The 20,906-nt window shown below is 29.1% G+C and carries 25 protein-coding genes; 10 read left to right on the top strand and 15 right to left on the bottom strand.

Going from position 1 to position 20,906, the window contains the following annotated elements; genetic code table 11:
• Positions 1-23: 23 nt before the first annotated feature.
• Together cls and ASC41_RS12030 are read right to left on the bottom strand one after the other, a co-directional pair.
• The gene (cls, locus tag ASC41_RS12035) at positions 24-1,454 is read right to left on the bottom strand and encodes a cardiolipin synthase (RefSeq protein WP_055436894.1); all 1,431 of its coding nucleotides are present in this window, start codon (positions 1,452-1,454) and stop codon (positions 24-26) included.
• A 6-nt stretch (positions 1,455-1,460) separates the two neighbouring features.
• Positions 1,461-2,057 carry a DUF6134 family protein gene (locus tag ASC41_RS12030; protein ID WP_055436893.1) on the bottom strand — a complete coding sequence of 199 codons (597 nt, stop codon included), beginning with the start codon at positions 2,055-2,057 and terminating at the stop codon, positions 1,461-1,463.
• Positions 2,058-2,635: 578 nt separating this feature from the next.
• On the opposite strand from ASC41_RS12030, the gene ASC41_RS17185 reads away from it, so the two are divergent.
• From ASC41_RS17185 to ASC41_RS12015, 4 genes are all read left to right on the top strand, one after another.
• The gene (locus tag ASC41_RS17185) at positions 2,636-2,755 is read left to right on the top strand and encodes a LacI family DNA-binding transcriptional regulator (RefSeq protein WP_241489664.1); all 120 of its coding nucleotides are present in this window, start codon (positions 2,636-2,638) and stop codon (positions 2,753-2,755) included.
• Positions 2,756-2,850: 95 nt separating this feature from the next.
• Complete coding sequence (locus tag ASC41_RS12025) at positions 2,851-3,651, top strand: LacI family DNA-binding transcriptional regulator (RefSeq protein ID WP_241489663.1); 801 nt, start codon at positions 2,851-2,853, stop codon at positions 3,649-3,651.
• Between the two features lie 84 nt (positions 3,652-3,735).
• On the top strand, positions 3,736-4,053 hold the full coding sequence (locus ASC41_RS12020; RefSeq protein WP_055436892.1) for a hypothetical protein: 318 nt from the start codon (positions 3,736-3,738) through the stop codon (positions 4,051-4,053).
• Positions 4,019-4,222: a hypothetical protein gene (locus ASC41_RS12015; protein ID WP_055436891.1), complete on the top strand. Its 204-nt coding sequence runs from the start codon at positions 4,019-4,021 to the stop codon at positions 4,220-4,222. Before ASC41_RS12020 ends, ASC41_RS12015 begins: the two co-directional genes overlap by 35 nt.
• Before the next feature lie 35 nt (positions 4,223-4,257).
• Here ASC41_RS12015 and ASC41_RS12010 read toward each other — a convergent pair whose 3' ends face one another.
• From ASC41_RS12010 to nirK, 4 genes are read right to left on the bottom strand one after another with little or no spacing between them, the layout of a single operon-like run.
• Entirely contained in the window at positions 4,258-5,526 is a 1,269-nt protein-coding gene (locus ASC41_RS12010) for an alginate export family protein (RefSeq protein WP_055436890.1), read from the bottom strand.
• 10 nt (positions 5,527-5,536) lie between these two features.
• Positions 5,537-6,253 carry an SCO family protein gene (locus tag ASC41_RS12005; protein ID WP_055436889.1) on the bottom strand — a complete coding sequence of 239 codons (717 nt, stop codon included), beginning with the start codon at positions 6,251-6,253 and terminating at the stop codon, positions 5,537-5,539.
• A 4-nt stretch (positions 6,254-6,257) separates the two neighbouring features.
• Entirely contained in the window at positions 6,258-6,992 is a 735-nt protein-coding gene (locus ASC41_RS12000) for a formylglycine-generating enzyme family protein (protein WP_055436888.1), read from the bottom strand.
• Positions 6,993-7,040: 48 nt separating this feature from the next.
• On the bottom strand, positions 7,041-8,486 hold the full coding sequence (gene nirK / locus ASC41_RS11995) for a copper-containing nitrite reductase (protein WP_055436887.1): 1,446 nt from the start codon (positions 8,484-8,486) through the stop codon (positions 7,041-7,043).
• A gap of 159 nt (positions 8,487-8,645) precedes the next feature.
• Here nirK and ASC41_RS11990 point away from each other — a divergent pair, with 159 nt between their 5' ends.
• On the top strand, positions 8,646-9,479 hold the full coding sequence (locus ASC41_RS11990) for a universal stress protein (RefSeq protein WP_160318807.1): 834 nt from the start codon (positions 8,646-8,648) through the stop codon (positions 9,477-9,479).
• 14 nt (positions 9,480-9,493) lie between these two features.
• Here ASC41_RS11990 and ASC41_RS11985 read toward each other — a convergent pair whose 3' ends face one another.
• The 8 genes from ASC41_RS11985 to ASC41_RS11950 form a co-directional block, all read right to left on the bottom strand.
• Positions 9,494-10,132 carry a hypothetical protein gene (locus tag ASC41_RS11985; RefSeq protein ID WP_055436885.1) on the bottom strand — a complete coding sequence of 213 codons (639 nt, stop codon included), beginning with the start codon at positions 10,130-10,132 and terminating at the stop codon, positions 9,494-9,496.
• Positions 10,133-10,139: 7 nt separating this feature from the next.
• Positions 10,140-10,583 (bottom strand): hypothetical protein, encoded by a 444-nt coding sequence (locus tag ASC41_RS11980; protein WP_055436884.1) that lies wholly within the window; start codon positions 10,581-10,583, stop codon positions 10,140-10,142.
• A 169-nt stretch (positions 10,584-10,752) separates the two neighbouring features.
• Positions 10,753-11,589: a restriction endonuclease gene (locus ASC41_RS11975; RefSeq protein WP_055436883.1), complete on the bottom strand. Its 837-nt coding sequence runs from the start codon at positions 11,587-11,589 to the stop codon at positions 10,753-10,755.
• A gap of 9 nt (positions 11,590-11,598) precedes the next feature.
• The gene (locus ASC41_RS11970; RefSeq protein WP_055436882.1) at positions 11,599-12,456 is read right to left on the bottom strand and encodes a universal stress protein; all 858 of its coding nucleotides are present in this window, start codon (positions 12,454-12,456) and stop codon (positions 11,599-11,601) included.
• An 18-nt stretch (positions 12,457-12,474) separates the two neighbouring features.
• Positions 12,475-13,323, bottom strand: a complete 849-nt coding sequence (locus ASC41_RS11965) for a universal stress protein (protein WP_055436881.1) — start codon at positions 13,321-13,323, stop codon at positions 12,475-12,477.
• 85 nt (positions 13,324-13,408) lie between these two features.
• Entirely contained in the window at positions 13,409-14,248 is an 840-nt protein-coding gene (locus tag ASC41_RS11960; RefSeq protein ID WP_055436880.1) for a universal stress protein, read from the bottom strand.
• A gap of 97 nt (positions 14,249-14,345) precedes the next feature.
• Entirely contained in the window at positions 14,346-15,401 is a 1,056-nt protein-coding gene (locus tag ASC41_RS11955; protein WP_055436879.1) for a response regulator, read from the bottom strand.
• 5 nt (positions 15,402-15,406) lie between these two features.
• On the bottom strand, positions 15,407-16,918 hold the full coding sequence (locus tag ASC41_RS11950; RefSeq protein WP_055436878.1) for a sensor histidine kinase: 1,512 nt from the start codon (positions 16,916-16,918) through the stop codon (positions 15,407-15,409).
• Positions 16,919-16,960: 42 nt separating this feature from the next.
• Here ASC41_RS11950 and ASC41_RS11945 point away from each other — a divergent pair, with 42 nt between their 5' ends.
• The 4 genes from ASC41_RS11945 to ASC41_RS11930 all read left to right on the top strand — a co-directional run bounded on the left by ASC41_RS11945 (position 16,961) and on the right by ASC41_RS11930 (position 19,733).
• Positions 16,961-17,458 (top strand): hypothetical protein, encoded by a 498-nt coding sequence (locus ASC41_RS11945; RefSeq protein WP_241489662.1) that lies wholly within the window; start codon positions 16,961-16,963, stop codon positions 17,456-17,458.
• 23 nt (positions 17,459-17,481) lie between these two features.
• Positions 17,482-18,357, top strand: coding sequence for an RsiV family protein (locus ASC41_RS11940; protein WP_055436877.1), 876 nt, complete (start codon positions 17,482-17,484; stop codon positions 18,355-18,357).
• 51 nt (positions 18,358-18,408) lie between these two features.
• Positions 18,409-18,876 carry a DinB family protein gene (locus ASC41_RS11935; protein WP_055436876.1) on the top strand — a complete coding sequence of 156 codons (468 nt, stop codon included), beginning with the start codon at positions 18,409-18,411 and terminating at the stop codon, positions 18,874-18,876.
• A gap of 89 nt (positions 18,877-18,965) precedes the next feature.
• Positions 18,966-19,733: a patatin-like phospholipase family protein gene (locus tag ASC41_RS11930; protein ID WP_055436875.1), complete on the top strand. Its 768-nt coding sequence runs from the start codon at positions 18,966-18,968 to the stop codon at positions 19,731-19,733.
• A 16-nt stretch (positions 19,734-19,749) separates the two neighbouring features.
• Here the strand turns inward: ASC41_RS11930 and ASC41_RS11925 are convergent, their stop codons facing one another.
• The gene (locus tag ASC41_RS11925) at positions 19,750-19,950 is read right to left on the bottom strand and encodes a hypothetical protein (RefSeq protein ID WP_055436874.1); all 201 of its coding nucleotides are present in this window, start codon (positions 19,948-19,950) and stop codon (positions 19,750-19,752) included.
• 123 nt (positions 19,951-20,073) lie between these two features.
• On the opposite strand from ASC41_RS11925, the gene ASC41_RS11920 reads away from it, so the two are divergent.
• A complete protein-coding gene (locus tag ASC41_RS11920) occupies positions 20,074-20,901 on the top strand; it encodes a universal stress protein (RefSeq protein WP_055436873.1) in 828 nt (275 codons plus the stop codon).
• Positions 20,902-20,906: the final 5 nt, after the last annotated feature.

Below are 20,906 nucleotides of genomic sequence, written 5' to 3'. Positions count from 1 at the left end.
GGCTAATGATTTATGTAAGTTAATTATAAAACAGGGCTAAACACTTTTGCAATGCCTTCTTTTAATCGTTCGGTTTTTGGTCTTTTTATAAATTGTTGAAAGTTTAATTGTTTACTTTTTATGCAATCTTTTAAAAAGTCTTGTTTTAATTTGGTAGTTATGTCGCTGTCATAAACTAAGACATTGACTTCGTAATTTACTTCAAAACTTCTAATGTCTAAATTCGCTGTTCCTATAGACGTGAGTTCATCATCTGACACAATTACTTTACTATGTAAAAATCCATCTGGATATAAGTATATTTTGACTCCGGATTCTAGTAAATCTTCAAAGCTTGAACGTACCGTCCATTTTACCAAAAGACTATCGGAATTTGCAGATAATAGCAGTCTAACATCTATACCGCTCATTGCTGCTACTTGCAAAGCCTGCTTCAATGCTTCTCCAGGAATTATATATGGATTGGTAATATAAACATATTTTTTTGCGCTATTAATAATTGAAAAATAGAGTTGTAGTATTGAAGAAAAATCAGAATCTGGACCACCAGAAACCACTTGGGCAATAGATTTTCCGTAAGAGTCGTGTTTTATAAAATATTTAGTATTTAATAAATTGTCTGTGCTAGTTGCAAAACTCCAATCCATTGCAAAAACAGCTTGTAAACTATTTACCACAGCACCTTTTAATTGCAAATGTGTATCGTACCAATTTCCTAAAACAGGATCGCCAGAGACATATTTATCAGATACATTAATGCCTCCAGTAAATCCAATAAGCCCATCAACAATAACAATTTTTCTATGATTTCTATAATTTATAGAAGAAAGTAATCTACCTAAACGCATAGGCAAAAAACCATAAACTTCTATGCCATTCGCTTTTAGATTATTAATGTATTTCTTGCTTAATGTTCTGCTTCCTAATGCATCATAAAGCAAACGAATTTGAACACCTTCTGAGGCTTTCCTAATTAAAATGGATTTAAACTTATCGGCCAAATCTCCTTCTTCAAAAATATAATATTGAATATGAATGAATTTCTCAGCAGTTTCTAAAGCCGTAAAAATGGCGTCAAATGTAGCTGTACCATTTTTAAGAGGTATTAACTCGTTTCCTATGGTTGGTAAAAAATTCGAGCTTTTTGTAATCAGTTTTGCAAGCTTAATATAATTTTGAATGGCAAGAGGAACGTTATTTTCTTTTCCAACGTTTTGATGATATTCTTCAACTTTATCAAGGTATTTTGAAATATCTTCAGTTTTTTTTAGCGTATAGAATTTATTTTTTTTTCTATTCCTGCCAAGTGCAAAATAAAAAAGTATACCGCCTACGGGAATAGTAAAAATTGCCAACAACCAAGCTAAGGTTTTGGTAGGACGTATACCATACAACAATAGTTTGCCCATTAAAACAAATACTAAAATAAAATATAAAGTAATGGCTAACGTCATAATGTGTTATGGTTTTCTAGTAACAATTTCGAATGTTATTAATCCGCCATCAATAGTTGCATTTTTTAAAGCACCTTTTTTATAATAGTAAATATTCTCTCGTCCTTTAGAATTTGTTTTTTTGTACGAATGGTTTCCTAAAGCCTTAATGGTGTTGAAACTTCCATCTTGTTCAGAATAACAGCTATCAACATTTTTGGGTTCTTTAAAATAAAGTTGAACAGTCGCAAAAGAAATAGCGTCTTTAACAATTTCTACTTCATTTTCATTTTTAACGATTTTATAATCTGTTCCTTTCTTTTTAGTATCTGTTTTAGCGTGAGGTTTCTCGTTTACAGTAATATCTACATTTGAGGTTTCTAATAGATTATTCTTAAATGTAACATCATATTTATAATTGACGCGAATTTCTTTTATAATGCGAGTTTCAATGGTTGTAGAACTTTTATAAAAGGTTGTAGAATCTTTGATTGTTTTAGTGGCTTTAAGGCTACCTATTACTTTGTCTTTATGAATAATATCAAAATAGAGGGTTTCTACAGAAGTTTTAGAGTCGCCTCCTAAGCTTACTAAAAATAGTATTATTACTAAGTTTTTTATCATAAAATTAATTTTCAATCAATTGTTGCAAATTACCATTTAAAAAAAGAATGAAAGCTGATTTTAGTCATAACTAGCTGTTCGTATTAGCTTTTAAAACATGTTACATCGAATGTTAGATTTACAGTTAGAATACGTTAAACATTCATTTTTTGTTATGTAAAGTGCGTTCCAACAAGGTAACGTAAATTGGCCCATTACGCAACATTGCTATGAATACCAATGCGTTTACTGCGATAAAGATATTTATTAAAAAGTTTTTATATAGGAAGCACGAACATGAATCTTATTAAAATAGTTTTCTTATTATACTTAAAGATCTTTTAAAACATCAAGGTTTAGAAACAATTATTTCTTCTCGTTTTATTGATTTAGTTTCTGAGCTTTATGCTCCAATCAATTTGGCTAAAGAAAAACTAAGTTAGATTACTAAAAAACGATTAGATAAAATGTTTGATTACTCATGGAAATGGAAACAAAGCTATAGAGGGAATTAAAATTTTACTATTTTTGTTTTAGAGTAACATTTTCTATATTAAGCTTTATTAACTAGAACGCTAAGGTTTACTTATTTCGCAAACATGAAAAAAATTACATTAAAGGACATTGCAGATTATTTGAATGTCTCGATCTCTACTGTATCCAAAGCACTAAATAACAGTGAGGAAATTAGCGAAGCAACAGCAAATAAAATAAAATAAAAGCGTACGCTAAAGAGAAAAATTACACTCCTAATTTTAATGCATTAAGCCTAAAAAACCAAAGCACTAAAACTATTGGAATAATAATTCCAAACATGCTAAACTACTTTTTTGCTCAAGTTTTGAAAGGGATTGAAACAGTAGCAACAAAAAATGGCTATAAAATTATTACTTGTATATCTAACGAATCTCTAAAAAAAGAAATAGAAACTATAGAAATGTTATCGACAGGTGTTGTTGATGGATTTCTTCTATCTGTCTCTGAAGAAACTCTGTTAAACGAAAATTATAAGCATTTAACCTCTTGCATAGCTAAAGAAATACCTATAGTAATGTTTGATCGTATTGTTAGCGAAATAGATTGTGATAAAGTAATTACTAACGATTTTATGGCCACCTTAAACGCTGTAAACTATCTAAAAAGTAAGGGATTTAAAAAGATAGCTTTTGTTGGAACAAACATGGAATTAAGTATAGGAAAATCAAGTTACGAAGGCTACTTAGCTGGTTTAAAAAGAAATAATCTTAAAAAGGATGAATCCTTAATTCTTACAACACATGAAATGTACTATAAGAATCATAAAGAAATAGTAGAGCCTTTATTTGATTATTCGTTTGATTCTTTAATAGCATCAAACGAATCTGTTGCTATTGCTGCAATGAAAATAGCACAAGAAAAAGGAAAAATAATACCTAAAGATCTGTCCGTTTTAGCATTTTCAAATGGTATTCTTGCACGACATTCTAATCCTAGACTTAGCACAATTAGTAGGCATGGAGAAATTATAGGAGAAAAATCGGCTACTCTTTTAATAGATAAATTAGAAAATAAAATTACTAATACCACATCAATAACAGTAGACACAGATATCGTTTTAAGAGATTCTTTAAAATAAAAAATAGGAGTTCAATATTCAAATAAATACTCCAAAAATCATGTTTTATTACAAAACTTTCAAATTTTGTGAGGAGCTCTATATTTGCTACATTTAAATAAAGATTATCTTTTTAGCGGACTCATTGAAAATACACGAAAAAATAAAATTGATTTAAAGATTGGTGCAGATTATAGCATTAATAATACCTCATTTTCTATAGAACAAGATCTTGATCGAGAATATACCAAGCAGCACTATTTTGGTTCTGCAGATTACAATTTTAGTAACAAACTTAATGTAAATTCACACTTCGATTATATAATATATGCAGACGATGCATTTGCTTCAAAACAAAAACTACCGCTTTGGAATGCTGCCGTTTCTTATGCTTTTTCAAAAAAAAAAAAAAAAAAAGAATAGTATTGTTAAATTAGTACTTATTGATTTACTAGATAAAAATGTAGATATTTATAGAAATAGCACCACCAATTTCTTTGAAGAAACTACTTCTGAGAGTTTAGGTCGTTATGTTATTTTAAGTTACACCTATAAATTAAACGGTAGTCGTTCTAAAAAGGAAAAAGCTTAACTAAAAACCTACAAACAACTTCAATAGCATTTAAATTATTCCGCTTTAAACGTTGTTTTAAATAAACTTGGTTTAACGGTTACCATAATCCAAGCCCAATTGTTAGTATTATCTCTATTACCTGCTTTTAAAACCTCTAATGTTTCTGTTGCAAATAATTGCGAATAGCCTGCTTGAAAGCTAACATCTTTTGTCCAACTATAACCTAAAACCAAATCTAATTCGGTGCCTAAAGTATTACTCATTTCCTTTTCTGTGCTATCTACTACAGTTGCTGCAGAAGAAAATAAATGAGGCATTAATTTTACCGAAAATTTATCTTTTTTATAAGCTAATGTTGCATTAATATCTAATAAGCCAACTGAGTTTGTATGATTTCCAACATAAAAATAGTCCATTAAACCATTAAATTTATGATTGGTTCCAAACCAAGGATTAAAAGATTTAAGTGTATTACTGGTAGCATCCATATCGGTACCAGAAAGATACTCTGCACCTAAACCTGCTTTAAATTTATTATTAATACTATAATTAGCATTTGCTGCAATATTAAAAGCACTTAGACTTGCACCTGCAATTTTTCCTGTTTGAAAATAGATTGAAGCATCGGTATCGATTTTATTTTTATTAAAGGTAACTCTAGAACCAATGGTTTGGTTATAATCTACTCTTTGCTCCTCGCTATCGCTATCATTATAAAATGCCAAACCGTTATTCAAAATTAAAAAACTAAAATTTACAGATTTAAAATTGGTATGATACCATAAGTATTGAAATGCCTTATAGTTATTTATAGCATAATCCGTATTAAACAGTGTTTCAGAATTTTCGTTCATTGCTAAACCAAAATCCAAACGATGTTTTGCATTGGGTTTATAAGTTGCCACTAAAGCATCATGACTTCTGGCTTGTTGCGCCCAACCTACATTACCAAATACTCTTTGATCGTCGTAAGCAATCTCTTGCCTCCCTAATTTTAAAGACAACTTTGTATCTAATTTTAACTCTGCCCAAGCCTCATGTATAGCTGTTCCATTATTATCTGAAAGTCCCAAAGTAGCAACGTCTCCCCAAACTCTAACATTTTGAAACACAACATAAGCATTTAACTTTTCGCTACCATATTTTAAATTTAAACGTGTACGTTGAGATACAAATGTCGCTGCATCAACGTCGTTTGGTATTAAAGTTTTATAACCATGCCTGTATTCTAGTCGTGGTCTTAATTCTGTAGAAATTTCGAATTCTTGCGCATAAGTAGTCATTACAACTCCTAAGCATAGGATTGTTAATATGGTTTTCATCTTTATTATTTTATTGGGTTAACTCTAAAATAGCGTCTATAGTTTCTTTGTTATTGACACCTAAACCTTCTTGTTGGTGTTTTAATTCTCCTTCTGCATTAAATACACTTATAATATTTGAGTGAGAGAAATCTATGGGTGAAATCTCTTTATATTTTACAGATAATACGTTAGCAAATTCTCTTATACCACTTTCTGTACCTTGTAAAAAAGTCCATTGCTCACCATCCATAGCATTTTCTATAGCAAATGCTTTTAAACGCTCTGGAGTATCTGTTTCTGGATCGATACTTATTAATACAAATTGTAAATTTTTAATGTTATTGTCTGGAAGTTTAGCTTCAATACTTCTCATATCTGCTACTAATCTTGGACAAGCCGCTTTACAAGACGTATAAATCATGACCATTACCAAGGTTTTTCCTTTTAATGCTTTAAGCTGAATATCTTCACCTTCTTCTGTATACCATGTACTCGTTAGATTGAAAATTGATTCTTCAGAAATTTCAGTATTTATCAATTTTTCTGAAGCTTTTTCTATCTGTTTTAAATTCATTTTACAAATAGAACAACTTCCTGGTTCTCTATAAGTTTTATCGCCTTCGCACTGCATAGGACATTGATAAACTGCTAGATCATTTTCTAAACTATTTGAGGTCTCTGTTTTGCACGAAACCAATGTTATGAGCAATAATAACACACTTGTAATTACTTTTAATTGTTTCATTTCTCTATTTTTTAATATCTTGAACACATCTAAATCCTAAGTTTTTCATAGAATATTTAGCTTTTAAACTTCCTCTAATAGCGTAACGCATAAAGGCAGCATAGTTCATTAAATCTGTAGCATTTATAGCAGCGCTTCCGCAGAATAAATTACTATCTTTATCTACATCTTTTCTAGATTCTCCAGTTATTAACACCGAATTAAAATCTAGTGTCCACTCCCAAACCAAACCATGTAAGTCGAAAACTCCCCAAGCATTTTTAGGTGTTTGACCTATACTATTTTCATTAGATCGTGGTGCTTCATACCAAGCCAAAATTTGTTGGTTATAAGATTTTTTAACTCGTGCGTCTTTAGTCGTTTCATCTGCCATTGCTACATATTCCCATTCGTCTATTGTTGGTAAACGTTTGTCTTGGCATTCGCAATAAGCTTTAGCAGCAAACCATGAAATGTATGTAATTGGGCTTTCTGTATTAGTAGAATCTTTAAGTTCTAAATTATTTTTCCAATTAGATAAATAGCTTTTATCTGCAAATAATTTTATAACATTAGATTTTTGCCATTTCGGAAACGCTTTTACAAATTGCAGGTATTCTTTAGTTGTTACCGGATAAACATCCATTTTAAAATCTTTAACCTCAACTACTGTAGAGTCGCGACCATATAATGGCAAATACCTACTACCCTCTATTAAAACCATGTCTTTAGCCTGTGCAAACAAGTAAGATTGAAACATTAAACAAAGTAAAAACAAGCTAAAGATTTTGGTTTTTATATACATGTTTTATTTATTTTTTACGTCTTCAACCATTTTTCTAGTCACTACTTTTTTAGAGTTTCCCCAACTATTATAAACATAAGTCAATACGTTTGCAATATCATCTGGAGAGAGAGACTGTCTCGTCATAACACTATTGTATTTTGCGCCATTAACAGAAATCTCTCCTGTTAAACCATTAATTACAACACCAATTGCACGGTCCACATCTGCATTTAAATAATCTGACTTTGCTAATGGAGGAAACGCGTTTGGAATACCTTGTCCTTCTGCTTGATGACAAGCAAAACAGGTTTGCATGTACGTTTCTTTACCAAATTTCATTTGTTCTTCAAAAGATTTTGCAGGAATCTCGGACGCTACAATTTCGTTTGTAGTTGGCATATTTTGTATTCCAGGTCCTTCTGGTAAATAAATACCTTCGCGTATCTCTCCAGAGTATAATTTTTTATCTTTCTCTCCTTCAACTTTTAACATCCCTAAAGCACCTTTATTAAACGCTCTAAAAATAGAATGATCCACTAAAATAAAAGTTCCAGGTACATCTACTTTAAACTCAACAATAGCTGCGCCTCCTGCTGGTATTAGTGTTGTTTGTACATTTTCATTAATTAGGTCTCCGCCTTCTACATGTACTTTATCAAATATTTCACCAATAACATGAAAAGAAGATACTAAGTTTGGTCCACCATTACCTACATAAAGTCTTACGGTTTCTCCTACTTTAGCGGTAAGCGCGTTATCACCAGTTAAAGCACCAACACTACCATTAAAAACAACGTAATCTGCATTTTCATCGACCGCTTTTTGCATATCGAAAGGTTGTAATCCACGTTCACCATTTTTACCTTTAGTATAGAAATCGCCTTGCATTATATAATATTCTTTATCTACTTGTGGTAATCCGCCTTCTGGTTCAACTAAAATTAAACCATACATACCATTTGCAATATGCATTCCTACCGGTGCTGTTGCACAATGGTAAACAAATAACCCAGGATTTAAAGTTTTAAAAGAAAACGTTTTTTCATGTCCTGGAGCTACAAAAGAAGACTCCGCTCCTCCTCCAGGTCCTGTAACCGCATGTAAATCTATATTGTGCGGTAATTTATTATCTGGGTGGTTTGATAATGTAAACTCTACCTCATCACCAACGCGAGTTCTAATAAAACTTCCTGGAACAGATCCGCCAAAGGTCCAATAATTATAAGTTGTACCATCTGTCATGGTTCCTACTTTTTCTAAAATTTCCATATTAACAATTAGCTTTTTAGCTTTTCGTCTTCCTACAGCTGTGGGTACATGCGGTGGTGCTGTTAATTCTGCCAGCATTTCTCTATTTACAGAAATTTCTGAGGTTTCTAAGTGTTCTTCTGTATTGCTCTTTTTACATGATGTAAAAAAAAGCATTCCTAGCAATACACTACTTAGCAATAAATTTACTTGTTTCATTTTGGTTATAGTTTTAGTGTTATAAATCTGTATTAATATAAATAGGACAAAAACATCCTTTATGTAATCAAATGTAGTAGAGATTCGTTAGATAAAAGGTGACAATTATCATGTAATGAAATAATTATTCTTTATATATTTATGTTAAATAATTTAGGAATGAAAAAAATATTATTACCTACAGATTTTTCGAAAAATTCAAAGAATGCTATAGATTATGCTATGGCATTATGTAAAAACTGGGAATGCACCTTCTATATATTAAACGTGCAAAAACAATCGGAATTTATACTTGACGATTTAATGGCAGCACCAGCAAACTCGTCTATAAACACAGCCATTACAGAAGATAATGAAGAAGACTTAAATCAGTTTTTAGCAGAATTAAAGAAACAAAATACAAATGAAAATTACAATTTTGAATCTATTTTCGATTTTGATAGTCTTGCCGCTTCTATTAACCAAGTTGTACAAGCTAAAAATATAGATTTAATAATTATGGGCACAAATGGTGCAACTGGGGCAAAAGAAATAGTCTTTGGTAGTAATACATTAAATATAATTAGAAAAACAGATTGTCCTATTTTAACAATTCCAGAAAACTATAAATTTACTAGTATTGATACTATACTTTTTACAACAGAAAATTGTGAAGATTTTAATGCAAATGGTATAAAGCCTTTAATAGATATTATTACTACTTATAAATCTAAACTAAATGTAATAGATATTGACTTTGCTAACTACCCAAACAATACTAAAAGCCATAACAGCGATTTAAAAGCTCTTTTTGGCACACAACCTTATACTTATCATTTAATTAAAGAAGTGCCCTACCCAATGGTTATAAATACGGTTACGCAGTTGTTTGATTATAATTTACATGCATTGTTTATAGAATCTAAATCTTTTATAGAACGCTTTATATATGGTTCTATTACTAACGAAATTAGTTATAATTCTACTTTACCACTACTCATTTTACGTAAGTAGTGGTAAAGTACAATTTAATAGATCACAATTAGATCACTCTCTTTCAGAGTTTTAATTAATGTTTTAGTATAATCTTTAATGTTTTTTTTAGTATTAGACGATTTGGTTACTTCTATATCACCTTTCCATAATAGTTCGCGTTCTTTTCCAGGACATATGCAATACAAAGAAGTTTCTGTAGAGTAAACAATATAATGTTCTGGTTCTGCATTAAAAAATAAATTTTGATTTCCATAATAGTACTTATCAAAGCTCTTATGTTTTCCTCTTTCTACTGCATCATAAACAGCAATTAAAGGCACTTTTGTTTGCTGTCCAACAACCTTAGTTAACACAATAGCATCGAAACCGGCTTCAAGTAATTGAGATTCTAAAGCATTTAATTCTTCTATTGTTTGCTTTCTATTAGTAAAAGACCTTTCAAAGAAATCTACACTTTTAACAGCATTTACATTTTCTTTTTCTAAAGCTTCGGCTACATTTTTCTCAAAACCTTGTCTTAATTCCTTATTTGCTGTCATACCAATTACTAGTACTTTACTAGCTTCAAAAGTATAAGTGTCTGGATTTTTATAAGCCTTAATCAATTTACTCGATGAGCAACCAGAACAGAATATTACAATTAAAAATACGGTTGTAATTAATTTATTCATCTTTATATTAATTTAATAAGCGTTTACTTTTATTCATTTTCATTATCTCTTTTATTAGACCATAAATTCGTTTTTTTAATGTTTTAAATTTTGAATTGAAAGCTACGGTTTCGTACATAACTTTATAATGTCCATCCTTATAATCTTCTAGTTCATTTGGCACAATATCATTATCTAATAGTGTTTGAAGATTATTTTTATGTTCTTCTACTTTAAAAAGTAATACTTTTAATTCTTTCTTTAATTCAACAAGCTCTGTTGCAATAGCTTTACTTTCTTCAAAAGTTTTTTCTGAAATTAAATCTATAGTATACTCCTTTATTAATTCGTTTAAAAAATCTAATTCATCTCTTTTAAAGAGAAGATGTGATATAGAATTAAGGGTGTCTTGATGCAGTTCTTCTGGATTGTGAAACTTGATAAACTTTAAGTGCGTGTGTTCTTTATTCATAACTTTTATATATTAAAATTTGTTATCTCAATTGTATTCCAAAAGAGAATTTTAAATTATGTTTTATTTGTAATATTACTTTTTTATTAAATTAAAGTCCTACTTCTTTAGCATCATATAGCTTAAGAATTATAGTTTTTTAATGGCGTGTATTCTGTTTAAATTAACGCTATGTTTTACTACAAAGCAGATTAATTTCATCTAAAACTTTTTCCTTCCTCTTTTCTGATATTCCTAAATGATCTAAATAAAAAGTATCTTTAATTAATTGTCTGCATAAAACAATATCTCTACTTAATAAAAATTGCTTCTCTCTGTTTGTTAACAATGTAGAAACGGTAATAGGATATAGTGCTAAGCGATCTATTCTATCTTTTAGACTATTATTTTTAGGATAATCCCAGCTTAATAACTTGAGTCCACAACATTCTCCATAAGTAATTGCTTGTTTAGTAAACTGTGTATTAGTTACTACCCATCCTTCATTTGGACAGGTGTTAGTATTCTTATAATTTTTAATAACATCTTGATACCTTGAGTTTACATACAATGGAACCTTAACATTACATTTAATGCTGCTATCGTTATGAAATTTACATTCTGCAATAATATGCTGACTCTCTTTTATTGCAGTAACATCAATTTCATGCGACACACATTTTCCTTGTAAAATAGAACCAACAAAAACCTTGTATCCTGAGTATTCAAGTATGGAAGCAATAAATTTTTCAAAAGGAAAACCTGTTGGTCCTAACTCATAAATAGCTTTTTTTAGTTTGTATTTTGATGCATAAATGTTTTTCTTTTTTTTAAGTAAAGCAAAAGCACGATTGTAGATTTCTTTGGTAGAAATGCCTTGATATAATTCACCTCTAACAACATCAACAATATTAGAAACGATATCCTCACCTGCTCCACTGCTAAGTAAAGAGTTTTTTAATTTTTCGATTGAAAACTTTACGTGATCTCCCGAAGCTTTTATAATATCGATGTCTAAATTTTGCATAATAAAATATTAAAGGCTTTCAATTCTTTCTTCTGAAGGAATAACTAAAAAAGGAACATTAGTATAGTACACCATTTTATTAATAACAGGTGTAAATAATAAGTTTTCGAAAAAGCTATGCTTGTTATGAATCATCACTAAAAAATTAATCTTATTTTCTATCTCGAAAGTCTTTATAACTTCAATTAAATCTTGATCTTCTCCTATATGAAACTCGTGAGCATTATCTATAAAAAAAGCATCTAAAAACACTTTCATACGTTTTTGTTCTTCTTCTAAAGGAAGATGGTAATATGCATTTAGAAAATGTAATATTGAGCTGTGTTCTTTACATACATCTCTAATAAGTTCTAAGTATTTATTAGATTTTTTAAGTTTATAATCTGTTGGAAACAATATGTTTTTGGGTGTTTCAAACTTAAAACTCGATGGTACAGCAATTACTGGACATTTTAACTTTTTTATGGCGTACATAGTTTGCGATCCTAAAAATACTTCTTTAGCTCCAGTTGCTCCCTTAGTTCCCATTATTACTAATTCAATAGCATTTTTGTTTATAATTTCTTTCATTTCCGGAATCAATAAATTAAATGCCGAAATACAAACAAATGTATGTTTGCTATTATTAAACGTTTTCTCAATACTTTCTTTTAACTCACTTAAATTTAAGTTAGCAGTTTCTTCTTCAATTTCATACATTTTTAATACACTATAACTATCTAACATATTACTAGAACTTATAGTAGAAGGTGTATATGTATGAAGAATATAAAATGTACACTCCACATCTTTATAAAATTGTACCGCATAAGAAATGGCGTTGTATGCATTGTCCGAAAAATCTGTTGGTAATAAAATATGTTTCATCTATCTAATATTTTGAAGTTATTCTCTGCGTAAATTTTGAAGTACCATAAATGGAATTTTAATCTCTAAGCCTATTTTATCTATAGTAGAGTTGTATAGTATATCTTCAAGATAGGAATGTCTTTCATTAACCATAACAAGCATATCTATATCTTGCTCTTTAATCGTTTTATTAATAGTTTCTGTAACATTATCCTCTGGTGTTTGTGTGCACAAAAACTTATTATCGTTAAAACAACTATTTACAAAAGCTCGATTATCCTGTTGTCTATGAGATAAATGTTTCGCTTTAGAAACATATAACATATTAATAGTAGACACATAATTCTTAGCTAAACTACTTATTAGCTTAAGTTCTCTTCTTTTAAAAGGAATCATAAAATCTGTTGGAAATAATATGTTTTTAGGATGCATATCATGATAAGTAGCTGGAACTGCCAAAACAGGACATTGTACATATTTAATAACTTTTATAGTATTACTACCAAAGGTTACTTTAGGATTGTTTGTTTTTCCTTTTGTACCCATAACTACAACATCTACATTTTCGCTATCTACAAAGTCGTTAATAACATCTACAATACTACCAAATCTTGACTGTCTGTTGTAAACATGTCTAGGGTTTGGAGAAATTTCAAGCATTTCGGCAATTACTTCTTGCAATCTTTTATCTACATTTTTCTCAACTTTGTCTTTATATTCTTCTAAATACTCTCTAGACATTTCGATTGTATTATCGTATACCTCATCTGCAAAAGCATGAATTATAGTTATCTCGCTTTTATCATATTTAAATAGTTCTAAAGCATATTTAATAGCATTGGTTGCTGTTTCGGAAAAATCTGTGGAGATAAGTATCTTTTTCATATTAATTCTATAAATAATGATTAATACTTCAAAGCTATAACAGATACATAATAATTAAAATGATATATATCAGTTAATGAAGACTTTATTCATGTAAAACTAAAAATGGAATATTGGTATGATAACTCATTTTAACAACAGATGGATTAAATAAAAGCATCTCGAAAAAATTAAGATTCTTAGCTATTATTGCAACCATATCTATATGCATAGAATCTATAAACTCTTGCAATCCTTCTTGAAAATTGATATGATTTACTTTATGGAAGCTACTGCTAGTAACTGTTTTAAAATAGTCTTTTAAATAACTTCTGTTTTTTAATTGAGACTGTGTTAATGCCACTTTTGGATTTACAATTCTAATAACTTTAACGCTAGAATTATGCAAGTTAGAAATTGCTGTTAGCGTATTTAAAACTTTACTTTTATAAATAGAATTATAGTCTGTTGGAAATGCAATATTTAAAGGAATAGAAAACTTTGCGTTTTTTGGTATAACTAAAACAGGACATTGAATTTTTGTAATTACAGTTTGCGCATGAGTTCCAATAATTTTATTTTTACTAGCAGAAAAACCTTGTGTTCCCATTACTATTAAATCAATTTCGTGCTTATCTACTAATTGTTTTAAACCTTCTGTAAAACTATTCTTTAAATGCTCGATAACAATATTTGACACTTTGAGAGAAGAATTCTCCAGCATTTTATCTCTATTATTTTGTAAAGCTTTAATAACTTGATTCTTTGAAGACATTTCACCTTTTATGTAACTATTTATAGCTTCAAATGCTGGTGGTAGTGTACTTGGATGCTCTATATGTGCTAAAATAAAATTAACCTCATCATTACCAAAAAAAGCTAACGCAAATTGCGCAGCATTCCAGGCATTTTGAGAAAAGTCTGTTGGAATTAAAATATTCTTCATTACTAATGTTAATTACTACATATTTTAAGAAATATGCTGTAAACAAAAGTATTAAGCGTTTTTATATCAAATAATGATAAATATCAGTAAACCACAATTATTCTACATTTTCTAGTGCTTCTAAATCAAGAATTTTAATGTTACGTCCTTCAATTTCAATAAAATTATCTTTTTTAAATCCTGATAATGTTCGTATTAAACTTTCGGTTGCTATTCCAGCAACACTAGCTAAATCGTAACGAGATATCTTAATAGCTTCTTCTGGTTTTTTATTTAGAACTTTAGCAAATTGAAGAATAGTTTGCGCTGTTTTTTTTCGAACAGAACTATATGCCATTTGTAATAACTGATCTTTAATTTCCGAAATATTTGCTGTTAAAACATTCATAAGTTCTATAGAAACATTTTGGCTTTTACCTAACACTTCTTTTAAGCGCAGTTTAGATAGACTTGTTAATTCTACAGCCTCAACAGCAGTAGCAGATTCTTGATATGGCATAGTATCTACAAAGGACGTAAAACCAAGAAAATCATCATCCTTATGCAATGCAGTAATTAATTCTTTTCCATTTTCGTCTATTTTATGGCTTTTTACAACACCTTTTTTAATTAAATAAACATAGTTAGAATGTGAACCTTCTTCAAATATAATATCTCCTTTAGAGAATTTATGAGGTAAACCATTGTCGTTAAAAAAATTCTTAAGCTCGCTGAGATCCCTTAAACGGTCTTGGTTATCGCTAACTTTTGTTTGGGAAGCTTCTGTAGTTATTTTAGATAAAATTTGAGCTTTTGCTAACCTACTTTCTATAGCACTTAAAAGCTCTTCCTCTTCAAAAGGCTTAGTAAGGTAATCGTCTGCACCTAAATCCATTCCTTTTCGTATTTCTTTATGTTCGGTTTTAGCCGAAAGAAATATAAACGGAATATGCTTTGTTTTAGGGTTGTTTGATATTGCTTCCAATACACCATAACCATCTATTTCAGGCATCATTATATCGCAAACTATAAGGTCTGGAATATTACATTCTGCTTTCTCAATTCCTAATTTACCATTGGCCGCTGTTAAAACTTTATAGTTTGAAAGCTCTAAAAGCTCTGCAGTATTTTCACGCAATGCCAAGTCGTCTTCAATTAACAATAATGTTTGCATAGTCTTTATTTTATTATGTTTACCGGAATTGTAACAGTAAAAGTAGTTCCTTTATTCTCTTCACTTATAAATGTAATGCAACCTCCTAAATTTTCTAAATGACTTTTCACTATATTTAAGCCGATACCTGTTCCTTGCGTTAATAACGCATTTTCTGCTCTAAAATACCTATTAAATAAAAACTTTTGTTCTTCTTCAGGAATACCAATACCAGCATCTATAATACTAATTTTTAAACCTTCTTCTTCAACCCAAACCTTTACTTCTATTTTCGTGTTTTCAGGAGAATATTTTATTGCATTATTAACCAAATTGGTAAGCATTAACTCTAGAATTTTTTCATCAAAATCTAATACAATATCATCAATAGCATCTGGATATATAATGGTTTGTCCTTCTTTTAAAAGCATATTAGCATCGTAAATCACTTCGTTTACCACTTTACTTAATGAAAACGTTGAGAATTTGTAATTTACTTTTCCACTTTCTAAACGTTCGATAGATAAAAAATCATTAATAATATTATTAAGGTATTTTACTTTATTCTGTATTGTATTTATGTGTTTATCTCTTTTCTCTTGCTGTTCGCTTTTTGTGTACTTACCTATTAATGTTGAAGAGGTTAAAATACCACTTAATGGAGTTTTAAACTCATGAGAAACTAAAGATAAAAATTTAGTTTTAAGCTCATTAAGCTCTTTTTCTACATGTAAAGCTTCTTGTAGTTGTTGTGTACGCTCTTCTACCGTTTTTTCTAATCTTTCGGTATAGTTTAAACGTTCTGTTATATCAAGTATAATAGCTATTAAAGTATCTCTATCGTTAGACCTCGAGCGTTGTAAATGTATTTCTACAGGATATTGAGTACCATCTTTTCTTTGATGAATGGTATTAAACTTTATTTTAATCTCCGTACCATCTAAAAGCGGTTGAATTGTTTCTTTAAACTGATCTTTATTTAAGTGAGGTTTAATATCTAACGGTGTTAGCTCTCTTAACTCTTCAAGACTATAACCTATATTTTTTATTGCTCCAGCATTAACATTTAGAAATTTGAATGTTTCTGTATCAAATATGAAAATTTCATTTAAAGATTCATTAAAAATATTAGCCCAATGTGTTAGCTCTTCTTCTGCCTTTTTACGCACCGTAATATCTATTATCAATGCCATAACATAATCGTTATCGTAAACCTTAAAAGGATTTAAACCTGCTTCTACCGGAAAAGTAGAACCATCTTTTCTTAATCCATACAAATTTCTACCATGTCCCATTTGGCGTTTGCCACTATGCTCTAAAAAGGTGTCTACTTGTTTCGAGTGGTTATGATGGTATTTTTGTGGAATTAAAATCTCTAAAGGCTTACCTATAAGCTCTTCTTCTTCATAACCAAATAAGGCATTCGAAGATTTATTAGTAGCAACAATAATTTGCTTACTATTAACAACAATAATACCTTCTGAAATAGCTTCAGAAAGCGTTTTAAAAACGTTATTCGTTTTTTTGAAAATTTCCATAAGTAAAGATATGTTTTTTTTACCTCTGTTAAATACTGATAAATGTCATTTTTATATTACAAAGCCGGTATTACATTTACAGCGAGCAAATTAGTTATAATGACACATTTAGAAAAACCAAACATTTTTTTTTATCAAAGTTTAGGTGAATTATTTTATGCTATAGCAGCTTCAGATAATATAGTTAAAGTTGAAGAATATAATGTACTTTTAAAAATGGTTTTAGATGATTGGAAAATCTATGAAAATACAGATGAATTTTACAATGAAGCACCAGGATACCAAATAGAATTTGTTTTTAAATGGTTTGATTATGAGCATATGGATGCCCAAGACTGTTTTAAAAATTTCTGTGACTATGCTAGAGCAAACTCAACACTGTTTACAAAAGAGATTATTAAACTTATTCTTAAAACAACAGAATCTATAGCAAGTGCTTTCGCCTCAAAAAATAAAAGTGAACTTATTATGCTTGGTAAATTACAGATACTTTTAAAAGAAATCAGTTCTAAAAACGAATTAGATAAAACAAATATTTAATAATTTTAAAAAAATATTATAGAATGAAACACCTAATAGTAATTTTAATTCTTACTCTATTTTTTAGTTGCAAAACAGATACTAAAAATGAAAAAACAGAAACAATAGAAGACACAATAGAACTTAATCATGAAAAAACTGATTCTATAGTAATAAGCACACCAGATATTATACAAGATAAATCTATAGCTATAGAATTAAAACAAAATAAACTTATTGAGAAAAAAGACGAAAGACAATCTCTGGAATCGTTAATTATTGAGAAAAAATATTTAAAAGAAAAAGAGGGCTACTCTATAGACTTTACTTACCCATTACTTAACGAGAAACAAAACCTTAAATATGTAAATTTTAACGATTATATAAATAATTATTATGTTGATATATCTGGAACCGAAACAGCTATTTTAGAAAGTAAAGCTTTGTGCGATAGTATTGCTCTATTAAAATTTAAAGAAAATAGATTAATTAATTATAAAGTTTATAATGTTAATGACGATTTAATAAGTGTCGTTTTTTACAAAGAAAACTTTTACTCTGGTACACTGCATCCTAGCTACTCTTTCGATTGTTTAAATTTTGATTTAAACAGAGGTGTATTCATGACCTATGAAGATTTCTTTTTAGAAAATACAGAAGAAGAATTCACAGCTTTAATAAACGAAGAAATAAATAGTAAAATAAGTAAAGGAGAACTGTTTTACGATTGTTGGGAACTCTCTCCAGAAGATTTTATAGAACATAAAAACAATTTTGTTTTAAACGAAACTTATATAGAGTATTATTTTGATGATTGTATTATGTGTCCATCTTATACTGGAAGTTATTCTGTAGAAATCCCTTTAGTAAAACTACTATCCGTTATTAAAAAATATGATCAAAATCCTTTAGTCTTTTAAATAACTATCGTTATTAATACTTAAGTAATTAACAAATACGGAGATCTACTCATGAAAACAAAAACAGACCTTTTATTAGATTTATGGATTGAAGCTAGAACTAGATTCACCAATCAATTACAAGATATTACTACTGAGGATTTAAGTAAAAAACTTTCACCTTCCCCAAATAGCATTGGTTTTTTAATTAGGCATATTGGCGATGTAGAACTACTTTTTGCTAAAAATGTTTTTGGAGCTAGTAATATTCGTGTCATTGCAAAAACTGTTATTGCTAAAAAAGACACTGGAGATTGGACAGCACTAGACGAACTTAAAACTTATGTAGAGCATTCATTTAACGAATTAAAGAAAATAGTAGAGTTACAAACCGAAGCAGATTGGGAAACTATAGTTGAAACTAAAGAATTTGGGAGAAAAACAAAAGCTGAGGCTTTTGGGCGCATTATTTCTCATACTGCTTATCATGCTGGACAAATGGCTATTATCAATAAATATGGCCAATACAATAAACCCTAATACGTAAGTATAAAAAAGCAACAATATTATCATCATTATTTTTAGATAATACTGTTGTAACCTGTAATGCGTATTTTTAAATAAAAAGAATGAATATAGGATTAGTTTTATCTGGTGGCGGCCTTAGAGGTGTTGCACATATAGGTGTATTAAAAGCACTTGAAGAGCATAATATTACTATATCTCATATTTCTGGAACAAGTGCAGGTGCTATTGTAGGTAGCTTATATGCCGCAGGACATTCATGGCAAGAGATTTTACAATTTTTTAAAAATGTCCCTCTCTTCAATTATAAAAAATATGCAAGTAATAAACCCGGATTTATTGATACTTCTAAATTCCATAAAGAATTAACGCCTTTTTTTGCTCAAGACAATTTTGATGCTTTAAAACTCAAATTATATATTACTGCAACCAATTTAATAACTACAGAATTAAAAACATTTAATACTGGTACGCTTATAAAAACTATTCTAGCATCAGCTGCAGTACCAGGAATTTTTTCTCCAGTTGTAATAGAAAATAACACATATATAGATGGTGGCATATTAAATAACTTTCCTGTAGAACCACTACAAAAAGAGTGTTCAAAAATTATAGGTGTGTATGTTAATCCCATACCAGATGTTACAACTAAAGATTTAAAGCACTCTTATCAAGTTTTAAATCGTGCTTACGATATTAGTTTTAATAATCAATCCATGTTAAAATTTAATCTATGCGATTTAGTAGTATATCCAAAAAAACTTAAAGAATATAGTTTATTTAGTATAAAAAATATAGATACTATTTTTAATATTGGATACGAAGAAGCAATAAAAGTGCTTGAGCAAGAGCAACAAAAATTAATAATTTAAATATTAGCAAAAAAAGCTAAAAAACAAACTCAAAAGCAAACCCAAAAGAAGTCAATTTTTCTCGAACACCTTCTATTACATTATGTGTAGAAAATTCAAAAATAAACTTATGGTTGATTTTATCTACAACCAAATTAGAAATCCCTTTTGTATTCGCAAGACAATTTTTAATAGAAGAATCATTTTTTGAGTCCTTTGATATAACTGTAGCTTTCATTTAAATCTAATTTTAAAATGTAAACATAAATTTAAAATAAATATTAAAGGATGACTTTTATCATCTTAAGCAATTAATTCTTATCTTAACTTTGACTTAAAATTAATTTAAAACACTTTAACAATGAAAAAAATACTAGTTCCTGTAGATTTCTCAGAATATTCAGAAAATGCTTTAAAAGTTGCATCAGAAATTGCTAAAAAACAAAATGCAGAAATAGTAGCTGTACATATGCTTGGTCTTAGCGATGCAGTAATTACAAAAGAAGAAGATTCTATGGAAGGAATGTTTTTTTTAAAACTGACTCAAAAACGTTTTGTTGAGTTTTTAGACAAAGACTACTTAGAAGGCATTACTATACACCAAGCTGTAAAAAACTATAAAGTTTTTAGCGAAATTGATGATGTAGCAAAAGAACACAATGTAGATCTTATTGTAATGGGTTCTCATGGTAGCAGCGGTTTAAGTGAAGTTTTTGTTGGTTCTAATACAGAAAAAGTTGTTAGAACAAGTACTGTTCCTGTTTTAGTGATTAAAGAAGGTAGTAGTTTTAATGTTTCAAAAGCTGTTTTTGCATCAGATTATAAGCTAGAAAGCATTGAAGTATTCAATAGAGTAACTTCTATTTTTAAATTATTAAACATTGAAGTTAAACTACTATTTGTAAATCTTCCTGGTGAATACTATTTAAGTACAAATGAAATAGAGCAACGTATTGCTAATTTTATAATACATCTACATGGAGACGAGAAAATATTACCAGAAGATATTACTATATATTCTGATTATTCTGTAGAAAAAGGGGTCTTTAATTACGCAAACAGAATTAAAGCAGATATAATAGGTATTCCAACTCATGGAAGAAAAGGATTAGCACATTTCTTCTCTGGTAGTATAAGCGAGGATATTGTAAACCACTCTAAACTTCCTGTACTTACAGTAAAAATATAAAACCT

The organism is Lacinutrix algicola (genome assembly GCF_001418085.1).
Lineage (GTDB): Bacteria > Bacteroidota > Bacteroidia > Flavobacteriales > Flavobacteriaceae > Lacinutrix > Lacinutrix algicola.
Note: the sequence above shows the minus strand (reverse complement) of the source record. Positions and strands in the feature narration are given on the sequence as shown.

Excerpts from the sequence above, each read along its gene's own strand:
- cls (WP_055436894.1), bottom strand. The coding sequence starts at position 1,454 with ATGACGTTAGCCATTACTTTATATTTTATTTTAGTATTTGTTTTAATG.
- ASC41_RS12030 (WP_055436893.1), bottom strand. The coding sequence starts at position 2,057 with ATGATAAAAAACTTAGTAATAATACTATTTTTAGTAAGCTTAGGAGGC.
- ASC41_RS17185 (WP_241489664.1), top strand. The coding sequence starts at position 2,636 with ATGAAAAAAATTACATTAAAGGACATTGCAGATTATTTGAATGTCTCG.
- ASC41_RS12025 (WP_241489663.1), top strand. The coding sequence starts at position 2,851 with ATGCTAAACTACTTTTTTGCTCAAGTTTTGAAAGGGATTGAAACAGTA.
- ASC41_RS12015 (WP_055436891.1), top strand. The coding sequence starts at position 4,019 with ATGCTTTTTCAAAAAAAAAAAAAAAAAAAGAATAGTATTGTTAAATTA.
- ASC41_RS12010 (WP_055436890.1), bottom strand. The coding sequence starts at position 5,526 with ATGAAAACCATATTAACAATCCTATGCTTAGGAGTTGTAATGACTACT.
- ASC41_RS12005 (WP_055436889.1), bottom strand. The coding sequence starts at position 6,253 with ATGAAACAATTAAAAGTAATTACAAGTGTGTTATTATTGCTCATAACA.
- ASC41_RS12000 (WP_055436888.1), bottom strand. The coding sequence starts at position 6,992 with ATGTTTCAATCTTACTTGTTTGCACAGGCTAAAGACATGGTTTTAATA.
- nirK (WP_055436887.1), bottom strand. The coding sequence starts at position 8,486 with ATGAAACAAGTAAATTTATTGCTAAGTAGTGTATTGCTAGGAATGCTT.
- ASC41_RS11990 (WP_160318807.1), top strand. The coding sequence starts at position 8,646 with ATGAAAAAAATATTATTACCTACAGATTTTTCGAAAAATTCAAAGAAT.
- ASC41_RS11985 (WP_055436885.1), bottom strand. The coding sequence starts at position 10,132 with ATGAATAAATTAATTACAACCGTATTTTTAATTGTAATATTCTGTTCT.
- ASC41_RS11980 (WP_055436884.1), bottom strand. The coding sequence starts at position 10,583 with ATGAATAAAGAACACACGCACTTAAAGTTTATCAAGTTTCACAATCCA.
- ASC41_RS11975 (WP_055436883.1), bottom strand. The coding sequence starts at position 11,589 with ATGCAAAATTTAGACATCGATATTATAAAAGCTTCGGGAGATCACGTA.
- ASC41_RS11970 (WP_055436882.1), bottom strand. The coding sequence starts at position 12,456 with ATGAAACATATTTTATTACCAACAGATTTTTCGGACAATGCATACAAC.
- ASC41_RS11965 (WP_055436881.1), bottom strand. The coding sequence starts at position 13,323 with ATGAAAAAGATACTTATCTCCACAGATTTTTCCGAAACAGCAACCAAT.
- ASC41_RS11960 (WP_055436880.1), bottom strand. The coding sequence starts at position 14,248 with ATGAAGAATATTTTAATTCCAACAGACTTTTCTCAAAATGCCTGGAAT.
- ASC41_RS11955 (WP_055436879.1), bottom strand. The coding sequence starts at position 15,401 with ATGCAAACATTATTGTTAATTGAAGACGACTTGGCATTGCGTGAAAAT.
- ASC41_RS11950 (WP_055436878.1), bottom strand. The coding sequence starts at position 16,918 with ATGGAAATTTTCAAAAAAACGAATAACGTTTTTAAAACGCTTTCTGAA.
- ASC41_RS11945 (WP_241489662.1), top strand. The coding sequence starts at position 16,961 with ATGTCATTTTTATATTACAAAGCCGGTATTACATTTACAGCGAGCAAA.
- ASC41_RS11940 (WP_055436877.1), top strand. The coding sequence starts at position 17,482 with ATGAAACACCTAATAGTAATTTTAATTCTTACTCTATTTTTTAGTTGC.
- ASC41_RS11935 (WP_055436876.1), top strand. The coding sequence starts at position 18,409 with ATGAAAACAAAAACAGACCTTTTATTAGATTTATGGATTGAAGCTAGA.
- ASC41_RS11930 (WP_055436875.1), top strand. The coding sequence starts at position 18,966 with ATGAATATAGGATTAGTTTTATCTGGTGGCGGCCTTAGAGGTGTTGCA.
- ASC41_RS11925 (WP_055436874.1), bottom strand. The coding sequence starts at position 19,950 with ATGAAAGCTACAGTTATATCAAAGGACTCAAAAAATGATTCTTCTATT.
- ASC41_RS11920 (WP_055436873.1), top strand. The coding sequence starts at position 20,074 with ATGAAAAAAATACTAGTTCCTGTAGATTTCTCAGAATATTCAGAAAAT.